The 16593-nt window shown below is 69.2% G+C and carries 15 protein-coding genes; 7 read left to right on the forward strand and 8 right to left on the reverse strand.

The features are described 5' to 3' along the window. Nucleotides 1-122 precede the first annotated feature (122 nt). Complete coding sequence (locus RV045_RS11830) at nt 123-566, forward strand: biopolymer transporter ExbD (protein WP_423235998.1); 444 nt, start codon at nt 123-125, stop codon at nt 564-566. A gap of 3 nt (nt 567-569) precedes the next feature. Further along, entirely contained in the window at nt 570-1688 is a 1119-nt protein-coding gene (gene tolA / locus RV045_RS11835; RefSeq protein WP_423235999.1) for a cell envelope integrity protein TolA, read from the forward strand. 3 nt (nt 1689-1691) lie between these two features. Here the strand turns inward: tolA and ppsR are convergent, their stop codons facing one another. The 6 genes from ppsR to pmbA form a co-directional block, all read right to left on the reverse strand. After that, nucleotides 1692-2513 (reverse strand): posphoenolpyruvate synthetase regulatory kinase/phosphorylase PpsR, encoded by an 822-nt coding sequence (gene ppsR / locus RV045_RS11840; RefSeq protein WP_423236000.1) that lies wholly within the window; start codon nt 2511-2513, stop codon nt 1692-1694. Nucleotides 2514-2539: 26 nt separating this feature from the next. Further along, a complete protein-coding gene (locus tag RV045_RS11845) occupies nt 2540-3721 on the reverse strand; it encodes a pyridoxal phosphate-dependent aminotransferase (protein WP_423236001.1) in 1182 nt (393 codons plus the stop codon). Between the two features lie 38 nt (nt 3722-3759). Further along, nucleotides 3760-4329: a YbaK/EbsC family protein gene (locus RV045_RS11850; RefSeq protein WP_423236002.1), complete on the reverse strand. Its 570-nt coding sequence runs from the start codon at nt 4327-4329 to the stop codon at nt 3760-3762. A gap of 11 nt (nt 4330-4340) precedes the next feature. Next, nucleotides 4341-4817: a transcription elongation factor GreA gene (greA, locus tag RV045_RS11855; RefSeq protein ID WP_423236003.1), complete on the reverse strand. Its 477-nt coding sequence runs from the start codon at nt 4815-4817 to the stop codon at nt 4341-4343. A 74-nt stretch (nt 4818-4891) separates the two neighbouring features. Beyond that, the gene (rlmD, locus tag RV045_RS11860) at nt 4892-6511 is read right to left on the reverse strand and encodes a 23S rRNA (uracil(1939)-C(5))-methyltransferase RlmD (protein WP_423236004.1); all 1620 of its coding nucleotides are present in this window, start codon (nt 6509-6511) and stop codon (nt 4892-4894) included. Next, a complete protein-coding gene (gene pmbA, locus RV045_RS11865; protein WP_423236005.1) occupies nt 6508-7890 on the reverse strand; it encodes a metalloprotease PmbA in 1383 nt (460 codons plus the stop codon). The genes rlmD and pmbA overlap by 4 nt, the downstream gene beginning before the upstream one ends. 113 nt (nt 7891-8003) lie before the next feature. Between pmbA and yjgA the strand changes: the two genes are divergently transcribed. Then, on the forward strand, nt 8004-8585 hold the full coding sequence (gene yjgA / locus RV045_RS11870) for a ribosome biogenesis factor YjgA (protein ID WP_423236006.1): 582 nt from the start codon (nt 8004-8006) through the stop codon (nt 8583-8585). Nucleotides 8586-8687: 102 nt separating this feature from the next. Then, complete coding sequence (locus tag RV045_RS11875; RefSeq protein ID WP_423236007.1) at nt 8688-10046, forward strand: FecR family protein; 1359 nt, start codon at nt 8688-8690, stop codon at nt 10044-10046. Nucleotides 10047-10149: 103 nt separating this feature from the next. Here the strand turns inward: RV045_RS11875 and zapE are convergent, their stop codons facing one another. Beyond that, a complete protein-coding gene (gene zapE / locus RV045_RS11880) occupies nt 10150-11301 on the reverse strand; it encodes a cell division protein ZapE (RefSeq protein WP_423236008.1) in 1152 nt (383 codons plus the stop codon). A 22-nt stretch (nt 11302-11323) separates the two neighbouring features. Beyond that, nucleotides 11324-12598 carry a GGDEF domain-containing protein gene (locus RV045_RS11885; RefSeq protein ID WP_423236009.1) on the reverse strand — a complete coding sequence of 425 codons (1275 nt, stop codon included), beginning with the start codon at nt 12596-12598 and terminating at the stop codon, nt 11324-11326. A 25-nt stretch (nt 12599-12623) separates the two neighbouring features. Between RV045_RS11885 and RV045_RS11890 the strand changes: the two genes are divergently transcribed. The 3 genes from RV045_RS11890 to RV045_RS11900 are packed head-to-tail and all read left to right on the forward strand — an operon-like array spanning nt 12624 to nt 16505. Then, nucleotides 12624-13208, forward strand: coding sequence for a dihydrofolate reductase (locus RV045_RS11890; RefSeq protein ID WP_423236010.1), 585 nt, complete (start codon nt 12624-12626; stop codon nt 13206-13208). A 25-nt stretch (nt 13209-13233) separates the two neighbouring features. Beyond that, nucleotides 13234-15366 carry a molybdopterin-containing oxidoreductase family protein gene (locus RV045_RS11895; RefSeq protein ID WP_423236011.1) on the forward strand — a complete coding sequence of 711 codons (2133 nt, stop codon included), beginning with the start codon at nt 13234-13236 and terminating at the stop codon, nt 15364-15366. Then, a complete protein-coding gene (locus RV045_RS11900; RefSeq protein ID WP_423236012.1) occupies nt 15363-16505 on the forward strand; it encodes an FAD-dependent monooxygenase in 1143 nt (380 codons plus the stop codon). The genes RV045_RS11895 and RV045_RS11900 overlap by 4 nt, the downstream gene beginning before the upstream one ends. Nucleotides 16506-16593: the final 88 nt, after the last annotated feature.

A 16593-nucleotide genomic window follows, 5' to 3' on the forward strand; every position in this document is an offset into this window, starting at 1 on the left:
AGATGTTTATAGGAGACGCTGCCCCCCCCGCCCAGTCGGCGGGCGAAGAGCACCCGCGCGCGGGCGAGCTGTTCGACCCCCGGCGCATGGCCGGGCGCCCTGGCCAGCGGGAGATTTAAGCCATGCCCGCCGTGACCGGATCCAGCCGCGGCCGCCGGGGTCGCCGCGCCGTGGCCGAAATGAATATGGTGCCCTTCATCGACGTGATGCTGGTGCTGCTGATCATTTTCATGGTCAGCGCACCGCTGGTCGCGCCCAGCCTGGTCAACCTGCCCAGCGCCGGACAGGCGCGCAACATGCCGGGGCACGTCGCTGAGGTCATCCTGAAAGCCAACGGCGATCTGGCCCTGCGCGTGGATGGGCGCAAGGCCACAGCTTACGGCACGCTGCCCGAATTGATGGACGCCGTGCGCGATCTTCAGGCGAACGACACCGAGGACAAATCCACCCCCGTCGTGATTTCGGCGGACAAGAGCGTGCGCTACGAGCAGGTCATGGACATCATGCGCCAGCTCCACCAGGGGCAGATCCAGCGCATCGGTCTGGCCGTCCAGCCGGGGCGCTGAGGCATGGACACTGATCCCGCCGATCTGCAGTCCCCGCAGCTGCCTCCCCGCCCCCCGAAGCTGCGCCGCTCTGTGGGACTGGCGGTGGCCGTGCACGCCGCCGTCATCCTGCTGCTGGTGCTGGCCGGGCGCTTTGTGATGAAACCTGAGGCCCCCCTGAGCGCCGAACTGTGGTCCGCCGTCCCAGCGGCCCAGCCTGCAGGCCAGCCCGCGGACAGTGCCGCCCCCCCGGTGCAGACCGAAGCGAAAACCGCTCCGAAACCACCCAAGGCCCAGCCCGAGCCCAAACCCGATCCTGAAGTGGACGCGGCGCTGGTGAAACAGCGCCAAGAGAAGCAGCGTCAGGAGGCCAAGGCCGCAGCCGCCGAAAAAACCGCCGCCCTCAAGGCTCAGAAAGCGGAGCAGGCCAAAAAAGCCGAGCAGGCCGAACAGGCTGCAGCGAAAAAAGCCCAGCAGCTGGCGGCTCAGGAAGAAGCCCGCCAGCGGGACGCCGACCGCGCTGCAGCGGCTCAGGCGCGCAAGGACGCGCAAAAAGCCCAGGCCGCCGCGGCCGCCAAAGCAGCGGCCGCCCAAGCCGCTCAGGCCGCCAAAGCGGCGCAGGCCGAAAAAGCCGCAGCAGCGGCTCAGGCGAAGGCGGAGGCCAAAGCGCAGGCCAAGGCGAAGGCAGACGCCGCCGCACAAGCCCAAGCCGAGGCCAAAGCGGAAGCCGCTGCCAAGGCCAAAGCTGAGGCGGCTGCGAAAGCCAAGGCCGAGAAAGCCGCCGCCGAAAAAATGCGCAAAGCCGCGCTGGACCGGATGATGGCGCAGGCCGGCGAGGCCGAGAGCGAAGCCAAAGTGTCCAAAGGCCCGTCGCCGGGTTACGCGGGCCGCGTGCGGGCGCGCATTTTGCCCAATGTGCGCTTTGACACCAGCGAAGTCACCAGCAACCCCACGGCCAGCTTCAGCCTGAAGCTGTCGCCCGACGGACGCATCACCGGCATCAGCATGTCGCGATCCAGCGGCAACAGCGCATGGGATGCGGCAGCACGCGCGGCCATCGAGCGCACCCGCGTGCTGCCCAAGGATGTGGACGGTACCGTGCCGCCCAGCATCACGGTCAACATGCGGCCGCTGGACGGCTGAGGCTTAAAACAGCAGCCGGTCCGGCCTGATCTGCGACAGGATGGTCGTGGCGATCTCTTCGATGGACTTGTGCGTCGAGGACAGCCACGTAATGCCTTCACGGCGCATCATGGCCTCGGCGGCCTCGACCTCCTGGTGGCAGCCGATCAGCGACGCGTAGTTGCTGCCTGGACGGCGCTCGTGGCGGATCTGGCTCAGGCGCTGCGGGTCTATGCTCAGGCCGAAGCACTTCTCGCGCCAGGGAAGCAGCGGTTTGGGCAGCACCTTGCGGTCGAAATCCTCGGGGATCAGCGGGTAATTGGCCGCCTTGATGCCATGCTGCATGGCCAGATAAAGCGAGGTCGGCGTCTTGCCGCTGCGGCTTACGCCGACGAGGATGACGTCGGCCTGCTCCAGGTTGCGCGCGCTCTGGCCGTCGTCATGCGCCAGCGAAAAGTTGATCGCCTCGATGCGGTCGTGGTAGCGCGCGCTCTTGGCCGGATCAGAAAAACGCCCGACGCGGTGGTTGGATTTGACGCCGAACTCGTCCTCCAGCGGCGCCACAAAAGCGTGGAACATGTCCATCACCCGACCCTTGCAGTCGGGACTTTCGAACACGCTGCGCACGTTGTCATTGACCAGCGTCATGAATACCACCGGGCGCTTGCCCTCGTGCGCGGTGCACTGGTTGATCTCGTGCAGCACCTGCTGCGCCTTGGCCAGGCTGTCGATAAAGGGGCGGCGCATGGCGCGGAACTGGCCGGGAAACTGCGTCAGGATGGATTGCCCGAAGGTTTCCGCCGTGATGCCGGTGCCGTCCGAAATGAAAAACACGGTGCGATCCATGGAAACCCCTTTGAAATCTGAACGCTTTACAGCCGCGCCAGGCGCTGCAGCGCGGCGTCCAGCGTGGTCGTCTGTTTGGCAAAGCAGAAGCGCACCACGCCCTGCTCGGTGCCATCGCGGTAAAAAGCCGACAGCGGAATCGCCGCCACGCCCAGCTCGGTGCACAGCCAGCGGCAGAAATCCATCTCGCCCAGCGACGACACGGCGCTGTAATCGACGCACTGGAAATACGTGCCCTCGCAGGGCAGCAGGCGCAGCCGTGTGGCGGCCAGCCCGGCGCGGAAATGATCGCGCTTGGCCTGGTAAAAATCCGCCAGGCCCAGATAGTGCTGCGGCTGCGCCAGGTGGGCGGCCAGGCCGTGCTGCATGGGCGTGTTGACGGTGAACACGTTGAACTGGTGGACCTTGCGGAACTCGGCCATCAGCTCGGGCGGCGCCAGCACCGCGCCGACCTTCCAGCCGGTGACGTGCAGCGTCTTGCCAAAACTGGTGACGACAACGGCGCGCGCCCGCAAGGCGGGCAATGCCGCCGCGCTGACGTGGCGCTGGCCGTCGAAGACCATGTGCTCGTAGACCTCGTCCGACAGCAGCCAGGCGTCGGTGGGCGCCAGAAGGTCGGCCAGCATCTGCCAGTCGGCGCGCGACCAGACCGTGCCGCTGGGGTTGTGTGGCGTGTTGACCAGCACCAGGCGCGTGCGCGGTGACAGCGCCGCCGCGATGCGGTCAAAGTCAGGCCGGAAAGTCATGGGCGTCAGCGGCACGCGGTGCACCGTGGCCCCGGCCAGCTCCAGCGCGGGCAGGTAGCTGTCGTAAGCGGGCTCCAGCACCACGACCTCGTCGCCCGGACGCACCAGCGCCTGAATGGCCGTGAACAGGCCCTGCGTCGCCCCGGCGGTGATGGTGATCTCGCGGTCGGCGTCGTAGGCCACGCCCTGCGTGGTCTGCATCACCTGCGCCACCGCCTGGCGCAGCGCAGGCAGGCCGGTCATGGGCGGATACTGGTTGTGCCCGGCGCGCATGGCATCGGCGACGGCATCGACCAGCGCCGGATCGCAGCCGAAATCCGGAAAGCCCTGGCCCAGGTTGACCGCGCCCTGCTCCTGCGCCAGCGCCGACATCACCGTGAAAATCGTGGTGCCCACGCCGGGCAGGCGGCTCTCGGGCGGCGGCGGAATGCGGAAATCAGCGGTGGCAGCGGTCGCGGTCATGGGTCTCTCCGCTCAGGGGTGAAGGGTCAAAAAGGCGGTCAGGGCGAAGGTGACTCGGTCGTGGCCACGGCGGTCACCAGAGCCCCCGTCCAGGCCTGCAGGGTGTCGGCCTGCAATTTGAACACCGTGTGCGGCGTGCCCGCTGCAGCCCACAGTTCAGGCCACTGGAACAGCGATTCGTCCATCACCACCGGCAGCCGCACCGCGTGCGCTACGGGCGGGATGCCGCCAATCGCATAGCCTGTCAGATCGCGCACCAGCCGCGCGTTGGCTTTGCCCAGGGTCAATCCGAGGCAGGACCAGGCCTGGGCCAGCGCCTGCGCCACACGGGTTTCGTCCACGCGGTGGGCACCACTGGCCAGAATCAGCACGGCCTGGTGGTCCACCCCAGCGGGCGGCTGCGCGCCAGCGGGCAGCGGATCAGGCCAGTTCAGCGCAAAAATCAGCGATTTGGCAATCTGCGCCACCTGGCAACCCAGTGCGTCAGCGGCCTCCTGCGCGGTGCGGCCGCTCTCGTCCAGCTGGACCACGCGGTGGCCCGGGCCCTGGGCGTCCAGCCAGTCCTGCACCCGGCGGGCGCTGGCGGGCAGTTCAGGCGTATCGCTCATCCGTGGGCCTTTCAGGCGTAGCGCACGGCCACGATTTCGTAGCTGCGGTCGCCGCCCGGGGCCTTGACCACGGCCACGTCGCCGGCCTCCTTGCCGATCAGCGCGCGCGCGATCGGCGAGCTGATCGAGATCAGGCCCTGCTTGATGTCGGCCTCATCGTCGCCGACGATCTGGTAGGTGACGGCCTTGCCGCTGTCCTCGTCTTCCAGATCGACCGTCGAGCCAAACACCACCTTGCCCGCCGCGTCGAGCTGCGCCGGATCAATGATCTGGGCCACCGACAGCTTGCCCTCGACCTCCTGGATGCGGCCCTCGATGAAGCCCTGCTTGTCTTTGGCGGCCTCGTATTCTGCGTTCTCGGAGAGATCGCCCTGCGCGCGGGCCTCGGCAATGGCCAGGATCACCGCCGGGCGTTCAACCGACTTCAGACGCTGCAGCTCGGCCTTGAGCAGCTCGGCGCCACGGCGCGTCAGGGGAATGGTGTTCATGTCGTCAGTGTCTCGGTGTCTGAGGGGAAGGCATAAAAAACGGGGTCTGCTGACCCCGGAACGAAAGCGGTATTTTACGGCATGGCGGGCCGCTCAAACACCGCCATGCTCTCCACATGCGCCGTGTGCGGGAACATGTTGATCACCCCTGCGCTGACCAGACGATACCCGGCGCCGTGGACCAGCACGTCGGTGTCGCGCGCCAGGGTGGCGGGGTTGCAGCTGACGTAAACAATGCGCTGCGGCGGCTGCCAACCGGGGGGCGGCGTGAAATCGGCCAGTTCGGGCGCTTCGGGGCTGTCGGGAGCAGCATCAGCGACCAGGTCTTCCACGCCGCGACTGCGCTGCAGGACCACATGACCGCTCTTGAGCAGCGGCGCGCCGCACAGCGCGGCCAGTGCCTGAACCAGCGCGTAAGCGCCGTCGCGCGGCGGATCGACCAGCCAGCGCTGGGCCACGCCGTGGCGCTGCTGCAGGGCGTAGAGCGCCTGCGGGGTCATCTCGAAGAGGTTGCTGACATCAAACTGCGCGTGATCCAGGCCATTGCGCCGCGCATTGTCGCGGGCACGGTCCACCAGCGTGGCGCTGCCCTCAATGCCCAGCACCTGTCCTGACGCGCCCACGCGCCGCGCCAGCGGCAGCGAGAAGTTACCCAGCCCGCAGAACCAGTCGATCACGCGGCTGCCCGGTTCGACCTGAAGCAGGCGCAGCGCGCGACCCACCAGCACCGCGTTGATCTGCGGGTTGACCTGGGTGAAATCGGTCGGACGAAACGGCATGTGCACGTCAAACTCGTCCAGATCGTAGGCGAGCTGGGCGCTGCGCGCGTCGGTGGCACCGGCGGGCGCAGCGGCCCCAGCGTCGTCCAGCAGCGCGATGGAATCCGGCCCCTTGGGCTGCAGCCACCACTGCACCGCGTGCTGCTGGGCAAAAGCGTGCAGCCGGGCGATGTCGGCCTCGGAGAGTGGCTGCAGCACGCGCAGCACCAGGGCGATCACGGTGACGCGCTGGTCGCCCAGCGGCGCTGTGAAGTGGCCCTCCGCGTCCTGTCCGCGCGGGCGCGAACGACCCACGGCGACCTCGATCTGCGGGATCTGGCTGCGTGCGTCCATGCCCATCAGCAGGGCGCGCAGGGGGCGCAGCAGCGACTCGACAGTGGGCGGCAGCACGCGGCAGGCCGTCATGTCGGCGACATAGCGCGAGGCGCGTTCGTGAAAGCCGATCAGCACGTCACCTTTCTTCTCGACATAGCGCACCGTCAGGCGCGCGCGGTCGCGGTAGCCCAGCGAGGGCCCGGCGATGGCGGGCAGGATGCGATCCGGCCGGACGCGGCCGACGCGCTCCAGCTGGTCTTCCAGCACGCGCTGCTTGATGGCGACCTGCGCCGAAGGCTCCAGGTGCTGCACCTTGCAGCCCCCGCAGGCGCCCGCGTGCAGGCCGAAGTGCGGACACGGCGGCGTGACGCGCAGGGGGCTGGGCTGCTCCAGCGCCGTCATCGGGCCAGCCACCCAGCGCTCCTTGCGCCGCTGCACCACCATGCGAACGCGCTCGCCGGGCAGCGCGCCCTCGATGAAGACCACGCGCCCGTCCGGCGCGCGCGCCACGCCCTGGCCGTCCAGATCCATGGCGTCCACCTGCAGGACGGGATCGCCCTCCAGCGGGGCGGGCGGGGGTGGACCGCGCCGCCGGCTCATGCCGACCCCGCGACTTTCATGCCCCCGATCAGGACGGAGCCACTGGTCTTGCCGCCGTAGGTGAACGCATCAGCGCCGATGGCCACGATGTTGCGGTACATGTCTTTCAGGTTGCCCGCGATGGTCACTTCCTCGACCGCGTGGACGATCTGGCCCTTTTCGACCCAGAAACCGGCGGCGCCGCGCGAATAATCGCCCGTCACGCCATTGACGCCCTGCCCCAGCAGTTCGGTGACGACCAAGCCGCGATCCATTTTGCGCAGCATGGCGGCGAAATCGTCGCCGGGCTGCGTCAGGCGGCTGCGCAGCGTCAGGTTGTGCGAGCCACCGCCGTGGCCGGTGTTGGCCATGCCCAGCTTGCGCGCCGAGTAGCTGGCCAGGAAGTAGCCCCGGACCACGCCCGCATCGACGACCTGGCGGGCGCACACACGCACGCCTTCGCTGTCGAAGGGCGAGCTGGCCTTGCCTTTGGGCACAAACGGGTCTTCCAGCAGATCAATGTGGTCGGCAAACACCGCCTGGCCCAGGCTGTCCTGCAGGAAAGACGCCTGGCGGTAGAGCGCGCCGCCGCTGACGGCGTGCACGAAAGAGCCGATCAGCCCCGCAGACAGCATGGGATCGAAGAGCACCGGCACCTCGCAGGTGGCGACCTTGCGCGAGCCCAGGCGCGCCAGCGCGCGCTGCGCGGCGGTGCGCCCAATGCTGTCCGGCGTGGCCAGATCGGCCGGATCGCGCATGGAATCAAACCAGTAATCGCGCTGCATCTGCGCGCCTTTGCCGGCAATGGGCGCCACCGAAACGCTGTGCCGCGAAGAGGCATAGGCGCCGCGAAAGCCCAGCGTGTTGCCAGCCACGAAGTGCGACTGCTGCGCCGACACGCTGGCACCTTCGGACTGCGTGATGCGTTTGTCGAAATCCAGCGCAGCGGCTTCGCACTGCAGGGCGATCTGCGCGGCGTCGTCAGCGTCGATGGCCCAGGGGTGGAAGAGATCCAGATCGCGATGCTGCGTGGCGTCCAGCGCCAGATCGGCCAGCTCGGGCAGACCAGCGTGCTCGTCGCTGGCCGTGAAGCGGGCGATGTCGTACGCCGCCTGCACCGTGCGCGCGATGGCTTCGCGGCTGAAATCGGAGGTGCTGGCGTGACCCTGGCTCTGGCCGACCATCACCGTGAGGCCGAAGGAGCGGTCGTGGTTGCGCTCGACGTTTTCCAGATCGCGCATGCGCACCGACACCGACAGGCCGATGTCTTCGGAGATGCCAGCCGAGGCGGCAGTGGCGCCGGTTTTGAGCGCCAGGGCCAGGGCCTCGTCCACCAGGGTTTCGAACTGTTCGCGGCTGTGGGCGAACACCAGGGCCTTGTCGGGGCGTGAATCGTTCATGAATCGGGCTTTCGTGCAGTTGCTGCGGACCCCTGAGGCTGCAGACGCGGCCAGGTCGCATAAAATCCAGCGGGCCATCATAGCCTGACCCCGCACGGCCCGCAGCCCAGTTCATGACACCACACCCCACATCACCCCTCCCTTTTGAAGAGCGCCCCAGCCGTTCCGACCGCAAACGCCAGGCGCAGGATCTGCAGGTGCTGGGCGGCAAGCTGGCGGCCCTGCCCGCCTCGCGCCTGAAGGTGATGGCCGTGCCCGACCGCCTGCAGGGGGCGCTGGACGAACTGGCGCGCACGCGCTCCTTCGAAGGCCGCCGCCGCCAGCTGCAGTACATCGGCAAGGTGATGACGCTGCTGGACGAAGCCGACATCGAGGCGCTGCGCCACGGCGTCGAGCAGTTCGAGCTGGGTCTGGCCCACGACAGCCTGCGCCTGCACCAGGCCGAACTGTGGCGCGAGCGCCTGCTGCGCGATGACAACGCGCTGCCCCTCTGGCTGGAAGAGCATCCGGGCACCGACGTTCAGCACCTGCGCAGCCTGATCCGCTCGGCGCGCCAGCAGGCCGCCGCCACGCCCGACGCCGCGCCACCGGGCACCGCCGACCGCAAAGGCCACACGCCGCGCCACGGCAAGGCCTACCGTGAACTCTTTGCCCTGGTCCGGGATCAGCTCGGGTCCAGCTCGTCCGGGGACTGATTCCCCCGTTTTTCCTGAATCAGATCGCACGCCATGACCACCCCCCGCTCCTCCCGTTTGATGCCTTTTCTCCGCCGCCCCAGGCGTCCGGGCCGCAGGGCCGTGGGCACCGCCTGCGCGCTGGTGCTGGCCTGCGCCGCAGCCGGGGCCCAGGCGGCCGATCCGCGGCCGGGGGGCTCATCGCACCGGGAGCCGGGCGTGCGCTTTGTCATCACCTCGGGCGACACGCTCAGCCACATCAGCCAGCAGTTTCTGGTCGCCAGCAGCGCGTGGACCGAAGTGGCGCACATCAACCATCTGGCCGACCCGCACCGCCTGCGCCCCGGCCAGACGCTGTGGATTCCCGCCCGCCTGATGCGCAGCGGCAGCCAGCCCGCGATGGTCACCGCGGCCAGCGGGCCGGTGCGCGTCATCACCGCAACGGGCGAGCTGCCGGTCAGCGCGGGCCAGGCGCTGCTGGTCGGCCAGGAGCTGGTCACCGGCGCCCTGGCCACGGCCACGCTGCGCCTGGGCGATGGCTCGCTGGTCGAGATCCAGCCCGGCAGCCGCACCCAGGTCACGGCCAACCGTGTGCTGCCCACCAGCACGCGGGCCGACGCGCCCAGTCTCTTCATCAGCGGGCTGCGCCTGCTGCAGGGCAGCATCGAGGTGCTCGCCACCAAGGTGCTGCGCGCCACGCCGCTCGCCGTCGAAACCCCCACCGCCGTGATTGGCGTGCGCGGCACGCGCTACCGCGTTCACGCCGATGGCAGTGCCTACCCGACCCGCGCCGAGGTGCTGGAGGGCCGTGTTGCAGTTGACCAGGGCCAGCGCGTGCGCGATCTGCCCGTCGATGCCCTGCAGGGCGCGGCTATGGCACCCCAGCGGGCGCCCCAGGTGGTCCGGCTGCCCGCTGCGCCGCAGGTCACGCTGCCGGATACCGTCTGCGCGGGCCGCGACTGGCGCATCACCCCCGACAGCGCGAACCCGCCCTCGCCCATTGCCGCCAGCCAGATCGTCATCAGCCGCGACCCGCAGGCGCACCAGATCGTCAGCGTGCAGCGCGTGGCCCAGGGCCAGAGCTACGCCGTCCCGGCCGATCTGCCGCCCGGCCCCTGGTATGCCACGGTCATCAGCGTCAATGATCTGGGCCTGCTGGGCCTGAGCCGCTCGCTGCAGTTCGTCGCCGCTCCGCCCGAGCGCTGTGCCCCGGCAGCCCCCGAAGGCATCGATCCGGCGCCCTCGGTGCGGTGGCTGTCCAGCACCCTGAGCCTGCAGGTTGATGTGCCCACGGCCGCCCAGTCCGCTCAGCCCGCGCAGGTCGTCATCGCCCGCGACCCCGATTTCCGCCAGCCCCTGTTCAGCCAGACCACCGCCAGCCCGCGCTGGATCATCGGCGCCCCGGGCACCAGCGGCACGCTTTACGTGCGCTACCAGCGGGCCGGACACGCGCCCAGTGCGGTGGCGCGGGTGATGTACTGATCGCCGTCAGACCGGGATCGGCGACGCTGGCGAAGACGCTGCAGGTTCTTCGGGCCATGTTCGCCGGACAGGCGCAGGAACATCAAACCCCGCTGCCCCGGAATCACACATCCACCGGCCCTATCGTCAGCCGCGTATCGACGGTGCGGCGCTCCTGCTGCATCCAGGCTTCGGTCTGCATTTCGTGCAGGCGCGACACGGTGCGCACGAACTCGTGGGCCAGCGTGCCTCTGGTGTAAAGCGCTTCGGCGGGAACAGCGGCGGACAGGATCAGCTTGACGCGGCGGTCGTAGAGCACGTCGACCAGCAGCGTCAGGCGGCGGGCGGGCACAGCCAGGGTTTCGTCCATTTCGGGCACGCCGCTGAGCAGCACGGTGTGGAAGGCGCCCGCCAGCTCGAGGTAATCGTTCTGCGAGCGCGGCTGCTGGCACAGCTCGCGGAAATCAAACCACACCACGCCGCCCGCGCGCTGGCGGGCCTGCAGGGTGCGGCTGCCGATCGGGATGGCGGTGTTCTCGTCGCCCTCTTCGGCCAGGCGGGCGAATGTGGCTGCCATGGCGGCGTCGGTGGCGGCGTCCAGCGGGTGCAGGTAGGTCGGCATCTGCGGGCCGTCGGTGCTGCGGTAGTCGGTGCCGTTGTCCACGTCCAGCACCTCCAGGCGCTGGTTGAGCAGCGCGATGGCGGGCAGCAGGCGGTCGCGGTGCAGGCCATCGGGGTAGAGATCGTCCGGGCGGAAGTTGGACGTGGTGACAAAGCCCACGCCGTTGGCAAACAGCGCGTCCAGCAGCCGGTGCAGGATCATCGCGTCGGTGATGTCCGAGACGTGAAACTCGTCAAAGCAGATCAGCTTGAAGCGCCGCGCCATGCGCGCGCCCAGCACGTCCAGCGGGTCGGCGGTGCCCTGCAGGCCGGCGAGTTCGCGGTGAACTTCGCGCATGAACTCGTGAAAGTGCAGGCGCTGCTTGCGCCGGATGGGCACGGCCGCGAAGAAGCAGTCCATGAGGAAGCTCTTGCCGCGCCCCACGCCGCCATACATATAGACGCCGCGCGGAATCTCGGGGTGGTTGAGCCACTTTTTCAGGCGGTTGCTGCGCTTTTGCCGGTACGCGGCCCAGTCGCTGGCGCAGCGCTCCAGGGCCGCGATGGCACGCAGCTGGGCCGGATCGCTGCGGTAGCCGCGCTCGCGCAGCTCGCGCCAGTACATCTCGGTGACCGGGCCACCCGCGCTGGCCGGGGCATCAGGAGCGAAAGCCATGCCGCAACATCCTTGAAACGAATCAGCCTTCGATTTTAGCCCGGCCGTCTTCGCCCTGCTGCGGACGGTCACGGGGGCCATTGCGGGCCAGCGCGGCCAGATAGCTGTCCACGCGGCGCAGCAGGTCTTCCGAAGGATCGCAGACCCCCGCGGTGCTCAGCCCTTCGGCCAGCGGTGCGGCGCCCGGCGTCTGGCGGCAGGCCAGGCCGCAGTCGGAGCAATCGCCAAAGGCGCGGGCGCAGGCGCGTGTCCGGTTGCGCCCGGCCAGTTTGGCGGCGTAAAGCGCCTTGTCGGCGCGGGCGATCAGGGCGTCGAGATTCTCGCTGGCGCTGCCTTGCGAGACGCCGATGCTGACGGTGACGCTCAGGCGCTCGCCCGACCATTCGTTCTTGTGCACGGCCAGGCGGAAGCGCTCGGCGGCCTCCTGTGCGCCCGCAAGCGGCGTGTGCGGCATCAGCACCACGAACTCCTCGCCACCCCAGCGCACGGCGAAATCGTCGTGGCGCAGCGATTCGCGCACCAGACGGCCCATGTCGCGCAGCACCTCGTCGCCGATGCCGTGGCCGTAGCGGTCGTTCAGGCGCTTGAAGTGGTCCAGATCGAAAATCCAGACGCACAGCAGGGCGTCGTCGCGGCGGCGCAGCTTCTCCATGCGCTCCAGCGCAAAGCGCCGGTTGTAAAGGCCAGTCAGCGGATCGACGTAGGCCGCTCGCCGCAGCGCATCCGAGACGCGCACGTCGGCGTCGCGGCGCTCGTGGAACAGCGCCACGCCCAGCGCGATGCTGAACATCATGGGCTGCACCCACAGGGCGTTGATCCACATCACGCGGACAGCCGGTTCCAGCCCGCGCGCGTTCAGCAGCATCTGCTCCAGGCCCAGCAGAACCATCCAGACGTACATCCCCGCCCACAGCGCCATGGCCTGGCGGCGCTGCAGCAGGTAGAACAGCGCCGTGCCCACCACCGGCATCCACATGAAGACCACGGCCAGCTCGGTGACAAAAGTGGGCGGACGCGCCAGCGACAGAAAAGTGATCTGCCCGCAGATGAAGGCCAGCGCCACGGCCATGGTCACGGTCTGGTAGATCGCCATGCCCGATGGCCGGATTCTGACCAGCACCAGCGCCAGGCCGCACCATGCAGCGCAGACCGGGTAAGCCCAGCGGTTGAAGTCGTTGATCGGGCCGCCGTTCAGACCGGCCACGTACAATCCCAGGGATCCGATGAATCCCAGTGCAATCTGGATGACGAAGAATGTGCTGGAGCGTTGTGACAGGCCCAGCAGGGTCTGTTTCATTCCGGTCCCAATTGATGCGGTAAAAATGCCTGATGTCGAACTGATTCTAGTGGCCGCCCTGGACCGTTCCGGCGGGCTCGGTGTGAATAATTCACTGCTTTGCCACCTGCCGGGCGACCTGCGCCACTTCCGCCAGCTCACGCGCGGCCAAGGGGTGCTGATGGGGGCGCGCACCTGGGATTCTCTCCCCGCCGCGTTCCGCCCCCTGCCCCAGCGCCACAACCTGGTGCTGTCACACAAGCCAGCGCCCGAGGGCCTGGCCGCCACACCGCAGCAGGCGCTGGCGCAGATCAGCCCCGAGCGCCCGCACACCACCGCCTGGCTGCCAGGCTGGGCCGAGGCCATCGCGCTGGCCCGGGCCCTGTCTCTGTCGCAGCTCTGGGTGATTGGCGGCGCCGACATCTACCGACAGGCGCTGCCGCACGCCACGCAACTGTGGCTGACGCGCATAGACCATGTTTTCGAGGCCGCCGACGCCTTCTTCCCGCCGCTGGACGGCCTGCCGTTCGAGTGCACCCAGCGCAGGCCGGGGCCGGATGACGCCGACTGGCCCTATCAGTTCGAGCACTGGGTGCGGCACGGCCCGGCGCCTGACCTGAGCGCCCTCTGACCCCCGCTTTTCTTCAGGATTCGCCATGAGCCACGATCTCCCCCTGCTGCGCACTGTTCCCGGCGCCTGCCCGCACGACTGCCCCGACACCTGCGCCTGGCTGGCCGATGTGGCTTGGGTGGACGGCCAGGAGCGCGTGGTCGCGATGCGCGGCCACCCCGATCACCGGCACACCCACGGCGCGCTGTGCACCAAGGTGTCGCGCTACGCCGAGCGCACCCACCACGCGCAGCGCCTGCTCACCCCGCTGCGGCGCTGCGGTCCGAAAGGATCCGGCCAGTTCGAACCTGTCAGCTGGGACGAGGCGCTGTCCGCCATCGCGCAGCGGCTGTCCGCCATCGCGCAGCGCGACCCGCTGGCCATCGTGCCCTACAGCTACGCGGGCACCATGGGCCTGGTCCAGGGCGAAGGCATGGCCGAACGATTCTTCCACCGCCTGGGCGCCAGCGAGCTGGACCGAACCATCTGCGCCAGCGCGGGCGGCGCGGCGCTGAGCGCCACTTACGGCCTCAAAGCCGGTCTGCCGGTGCAGGATTTCGCACACAGCCGCCTGATCCTGATCTGGGGCAGCAACCCGATCACGTCCAGCGTCCACTTCTGGACCCGCGCCCAGGAGGCCAAACGCGCGGGCGCGCGCCTGATCTGCGTCGACCCGCGCAAGAGCGAAACCGCCCGGCGCTGCCACCAGCACATCGCCCTGCGCCCCGGCACCGACGGCGCGCTGGCGCTGGGCCTGATGCACGCGCTGCTGGAGCGCGAAGCCGCCGGAACGCCCACTCTGGATCACGATTATCTGGACCGCTACACCGCTGGCTGGCCCGAACTGCGCGACGAAGTCGGCCGCTGGAGCGTCGAACGCGCCGCGCAGGTCTGCGGCGTGAGCGAGGCCGAGATCCGCGATCTGGCCGACGCCTGGGCCAGCACGCGCCCGGCCGCCATCCGCCTGAACTACGGCATGCAGCGCGTGCGCGGCGGCGGCAACGCCACGCGGCTGATCCTGGCGCTGCCCTGCCTGACCGGCGCCTGGCGCGAGCGCGGCGGCGGCCTGCTGATGAGCAGCTCCGGCCAGTTCCCCGCGCTGGATGCGCGTTTTGGCGGACGCCACCTGCGCGGCGCGCGGCCCACGCGGGTGATCAATATGAGCGCGCTGGGCGACGCCCTGCTGCACCCGGGCGGCGACGCTTTCGGGCCGCGTGTCGAAGCGCTGGTCGTCTACAACAGCAACCCGGCCGCCGTGGCGCCCGATTCGGGCCAGGTGATCGCGGGCCTGTCGCGCGAAGACCTTTTCACCGTGGTGCTGGAGCATTTCCGGACCGACACCGCCGATTACGCCGATTTCATCCTGCCTGCCACGACCCAGCTGGAGCACGACGACATCCACAAAAGCTACGGCCACACCGACGTGCTGCTCAACCGCGCGGCGCTGGCGCCGCTGGGGCAATGCCGCCCAAATGCGCAGATTTTCCGCGACCTGGCCCGCGCCTTGGGCTGGACCGAGCCCGAACTGGCCGCCAGCGATTCCGATCTGATCGCGCAGGCCTTTGGCGATGCGATCGACATGCAGACGCTGCAGCAGCAAGGCTGGGTCACCTCGCCGCACGCCAGCGTCGGCGCTGCGCCCACGCCCTTCGCGCAGGGCGGTTTTGGCACGCCGTCGGGCCGCGCCGAGCTGGGTGCCCGTCCCGATCTGGGTCTGGCCGTGCCGACGCACCTGGACAATTACGAAAGCCCGGAGGCTGACCCGGCGCTGGCGGCGCGCTATCCGCTGGCCATGATCTCGCCCCCGGCGCGTCATTTCATGAACTCCACCTTCGTCAACGTGGACAGCCTGCGCGCCACCGAACGCGAGCCGCTGCTTGAAATGCACCCGCAGGACGCCACCGCGCGCGGCATCGCCCACGGCGACACCGTGCGCGTCTTCAACGACCGGGGCGATTACGTCTGCCGCGCCGCCGTGGACGATCACGCCCGGCCCGGCGTGGTCCACGGCCTGGGCGTGTGGTGGCGCAAACTGGGCCTGGCAGGCAGCAACGTGAACGAACTGACGCACCAGCGCCTCACGGATCTTGGCGCTGCGGCCGCTTTTTACGACTGTCTGGTGGAGGTTCAGCCCTGCGACGCACCACCCGCAGGCGGGCGGGCGATAATTCCGGCATGAACACCTCCATCCACATCCGGGGCGATGGCGCGGCCGGGCTGGCGCTGGCGCTCTCGCTGGCGCACCAGGGCCTGGCCTCGCGCGTGATCGCCGGGCCCACAGACACAGCGGCCAGCGACCTGCGTGCCTGGGCTTTGAATGGCGCCTCGAAAGAGCTGCTGGCGGCGCTCAATGTCTGGGATCAGCTCCCCGCAGCAGCGGTCACGCCCATTCAGGCCATGCGCGTCCAGGGCGATCAGGGCGGGGTGCTGGAATTTTCCGCGTGGCAGGCGAAGCAGCCCGCGCTGGGCTGGATCGTCGATGCTGCGCCGCTGCTGGACATGCTGCGCCAGGCGGCGCGTTTCGCCCCGCTGGTCACGCTGGCGCCGTTTGAGGAAGCGCCCGCCGCCGCACCCGGCCTGACCGTGCTGTGCGAGGGCCGCGACAGCCCCACGCGCGAACGCGGTCACCGTGCCGCCGGGCACGGCCTGTTCAGCCTGCGCCAGCACCCTTATGGACACAGCGCGCTGGCCGGGCATGTTCACAGCGCGCTAGCGAATGGCGGCCAGGCCTGGCAGTGGTTCCGCCACGGTGAGGTGCTGGCCCTGCTGCCGCGTGACGGGGGCTACGGCTTGGTCTGGTCGCTGCCGCACGAGCGCGCCGCCGCCCTGCAGCAGCAAGGCCCGCAGGCCATCGCCCAGGCTCTGAACGAAGCGACGGGCGGCCTGGCGGGCGAGCTGTCCATGACAGCCACCGCCGCGCTGTGGCCGCTGCGTCTGGCGCACGACAGCGCCCTTTATGGCGCTTTTGCGCCAGGCAGCAGCTGGGTGCTGGCGGGCGACGCGGCCCACGCCATTCACCCGCTGGCCGGTCAGGGACTCAACCTGGGCCTTGCCGACGTGCGCGTGCTGGCCGAGGTGCTGGCCCAGGCCCGCAAGGACAGCCCCTGGCGCGGCAGCGACGATCTGTCCGTTCTTGCGCGCTACGCCCGCCAGCGCCACGGCCCGGTCACGCGCATGGCGCGCACCTGCGACGCGTTGTGGCAGGCCTTCGCCCAGCCGCATCCCCTAGCCGCGCCGCTGCGCAACCTCGGGCTGGACGCGGTCAACGCGTTGACGCCGCTCAAAACGTGGCTGGTGCGCCAGGCGCTGCAGGGCTGACACCGCTTACTCTTTTTCTCCCTTTTCCCCATCTTCTCCCTATTCCCGTTTCCTACTCCCCGATCTTGCGCATTCGGGAGCATTACCG

This window comes from Amphibiibacter pelophylacis (genome assembly GCF_037688875.1).
Classification (GTDB): domain Bacteria; phylum Pseudomonadota; class Gammaproteobacteria; order Burkholderiales; family Burkholderiaceae_C; genus Amphibiibacter; species Amphibiibacter pelophylacis.

Coding starts and splice junctions, on each gene's coding strand:
- RV045_RS11830 (WP_423235998.1), top strand. CDS start 123: ATGCCCGCCGTGACCGGATCCAGCCGCGGCCGCCGGGGTCGCCGCGCC.
- tolA (WP_423235999.1), top strand. CDS start 570: ATGGACACTGATCCCGCCGATCTGCAGTCCCCGCAGCTGCCTCCCCGC.
- ppsR (WP_423236000.1), bottom strand. CDS start 2,513: ATGGATCGCACCGTGTTTTTCATTTCGGACGGCACCGGCATCACGGCG.
- RV045_RS11845 (WP_423236001.1), bottom strand. CDS start 3,721: ATGACCGCGACCGCTGCCACCGCTGATTTCCGCATTCCGCCGCCGCCC.
- RV045_RS11850 (WP_423236002.1), bottom strand. CDS start 4,329: ATGAGCGATACGCCTGAACTGCCCGCCAGCGCCCGCCGGGTGCAGGAC.
- greA (WP_423236003.1), bottom strand. CDS start 4,817: ATGAACACCATTCCCCTGACGCGCCGTGGCGCCGAGCTGCTCAAGGCC.
- rlmD (WP_423236004.1), bottom strand. CDS start 6,511: ATGAGCCGGCGGCGCGGTCCACCCCCGCCCGCCCCGCTGGAGGGCGAT.
- pmbA (WP_423236005.1), bottom strand. CDS start 7,890: ATGAACGATTCACGCCCCGACAAGGCCCTGGTGTTCGCCCACAGCCGC.
- yjgA (WP_423236006.1), top strand. CDS start 8,004: ATGACACCACACCCCACATCACCCCTCCCTTTTGAAGAGCGCCCCAGC.
- zapE (WP_423236008.1), bottom strand. CDS start 11,301: ATGGCTTTCGCTCCTGATGCCCCGGCCAGCGCGGGTGGCCCGGTCACC.
- RV045_RS11885 (WP_423236009.1), bottom strand. CDS start 12,598: ATGAAACAGACCCTGCTGGGCCTGTCACAACGCTCCAGCACATTCTTC.
- RV045_RS11890 (WP_423236010.1), top strand. CDS start 12,624: ATGCCTGATGTCGAACTGATTCTAGTGGCCGCCCTGGACCGTTCCGGC.
- RV045_RS11895 (WP_423236011.1), top strand. CDS start 13,234: ATGAGCCACGATCTCCCCCTGCTGCGCACTGTTCCCGGCGCCTGCCCG.
- RV045_RS11900 (WP_423236012.1), top strand. CDS start 15,363: ATGAACACCTCCATCCACATCCGGGGCGATGGCGCGGCCGGGCTGGCG.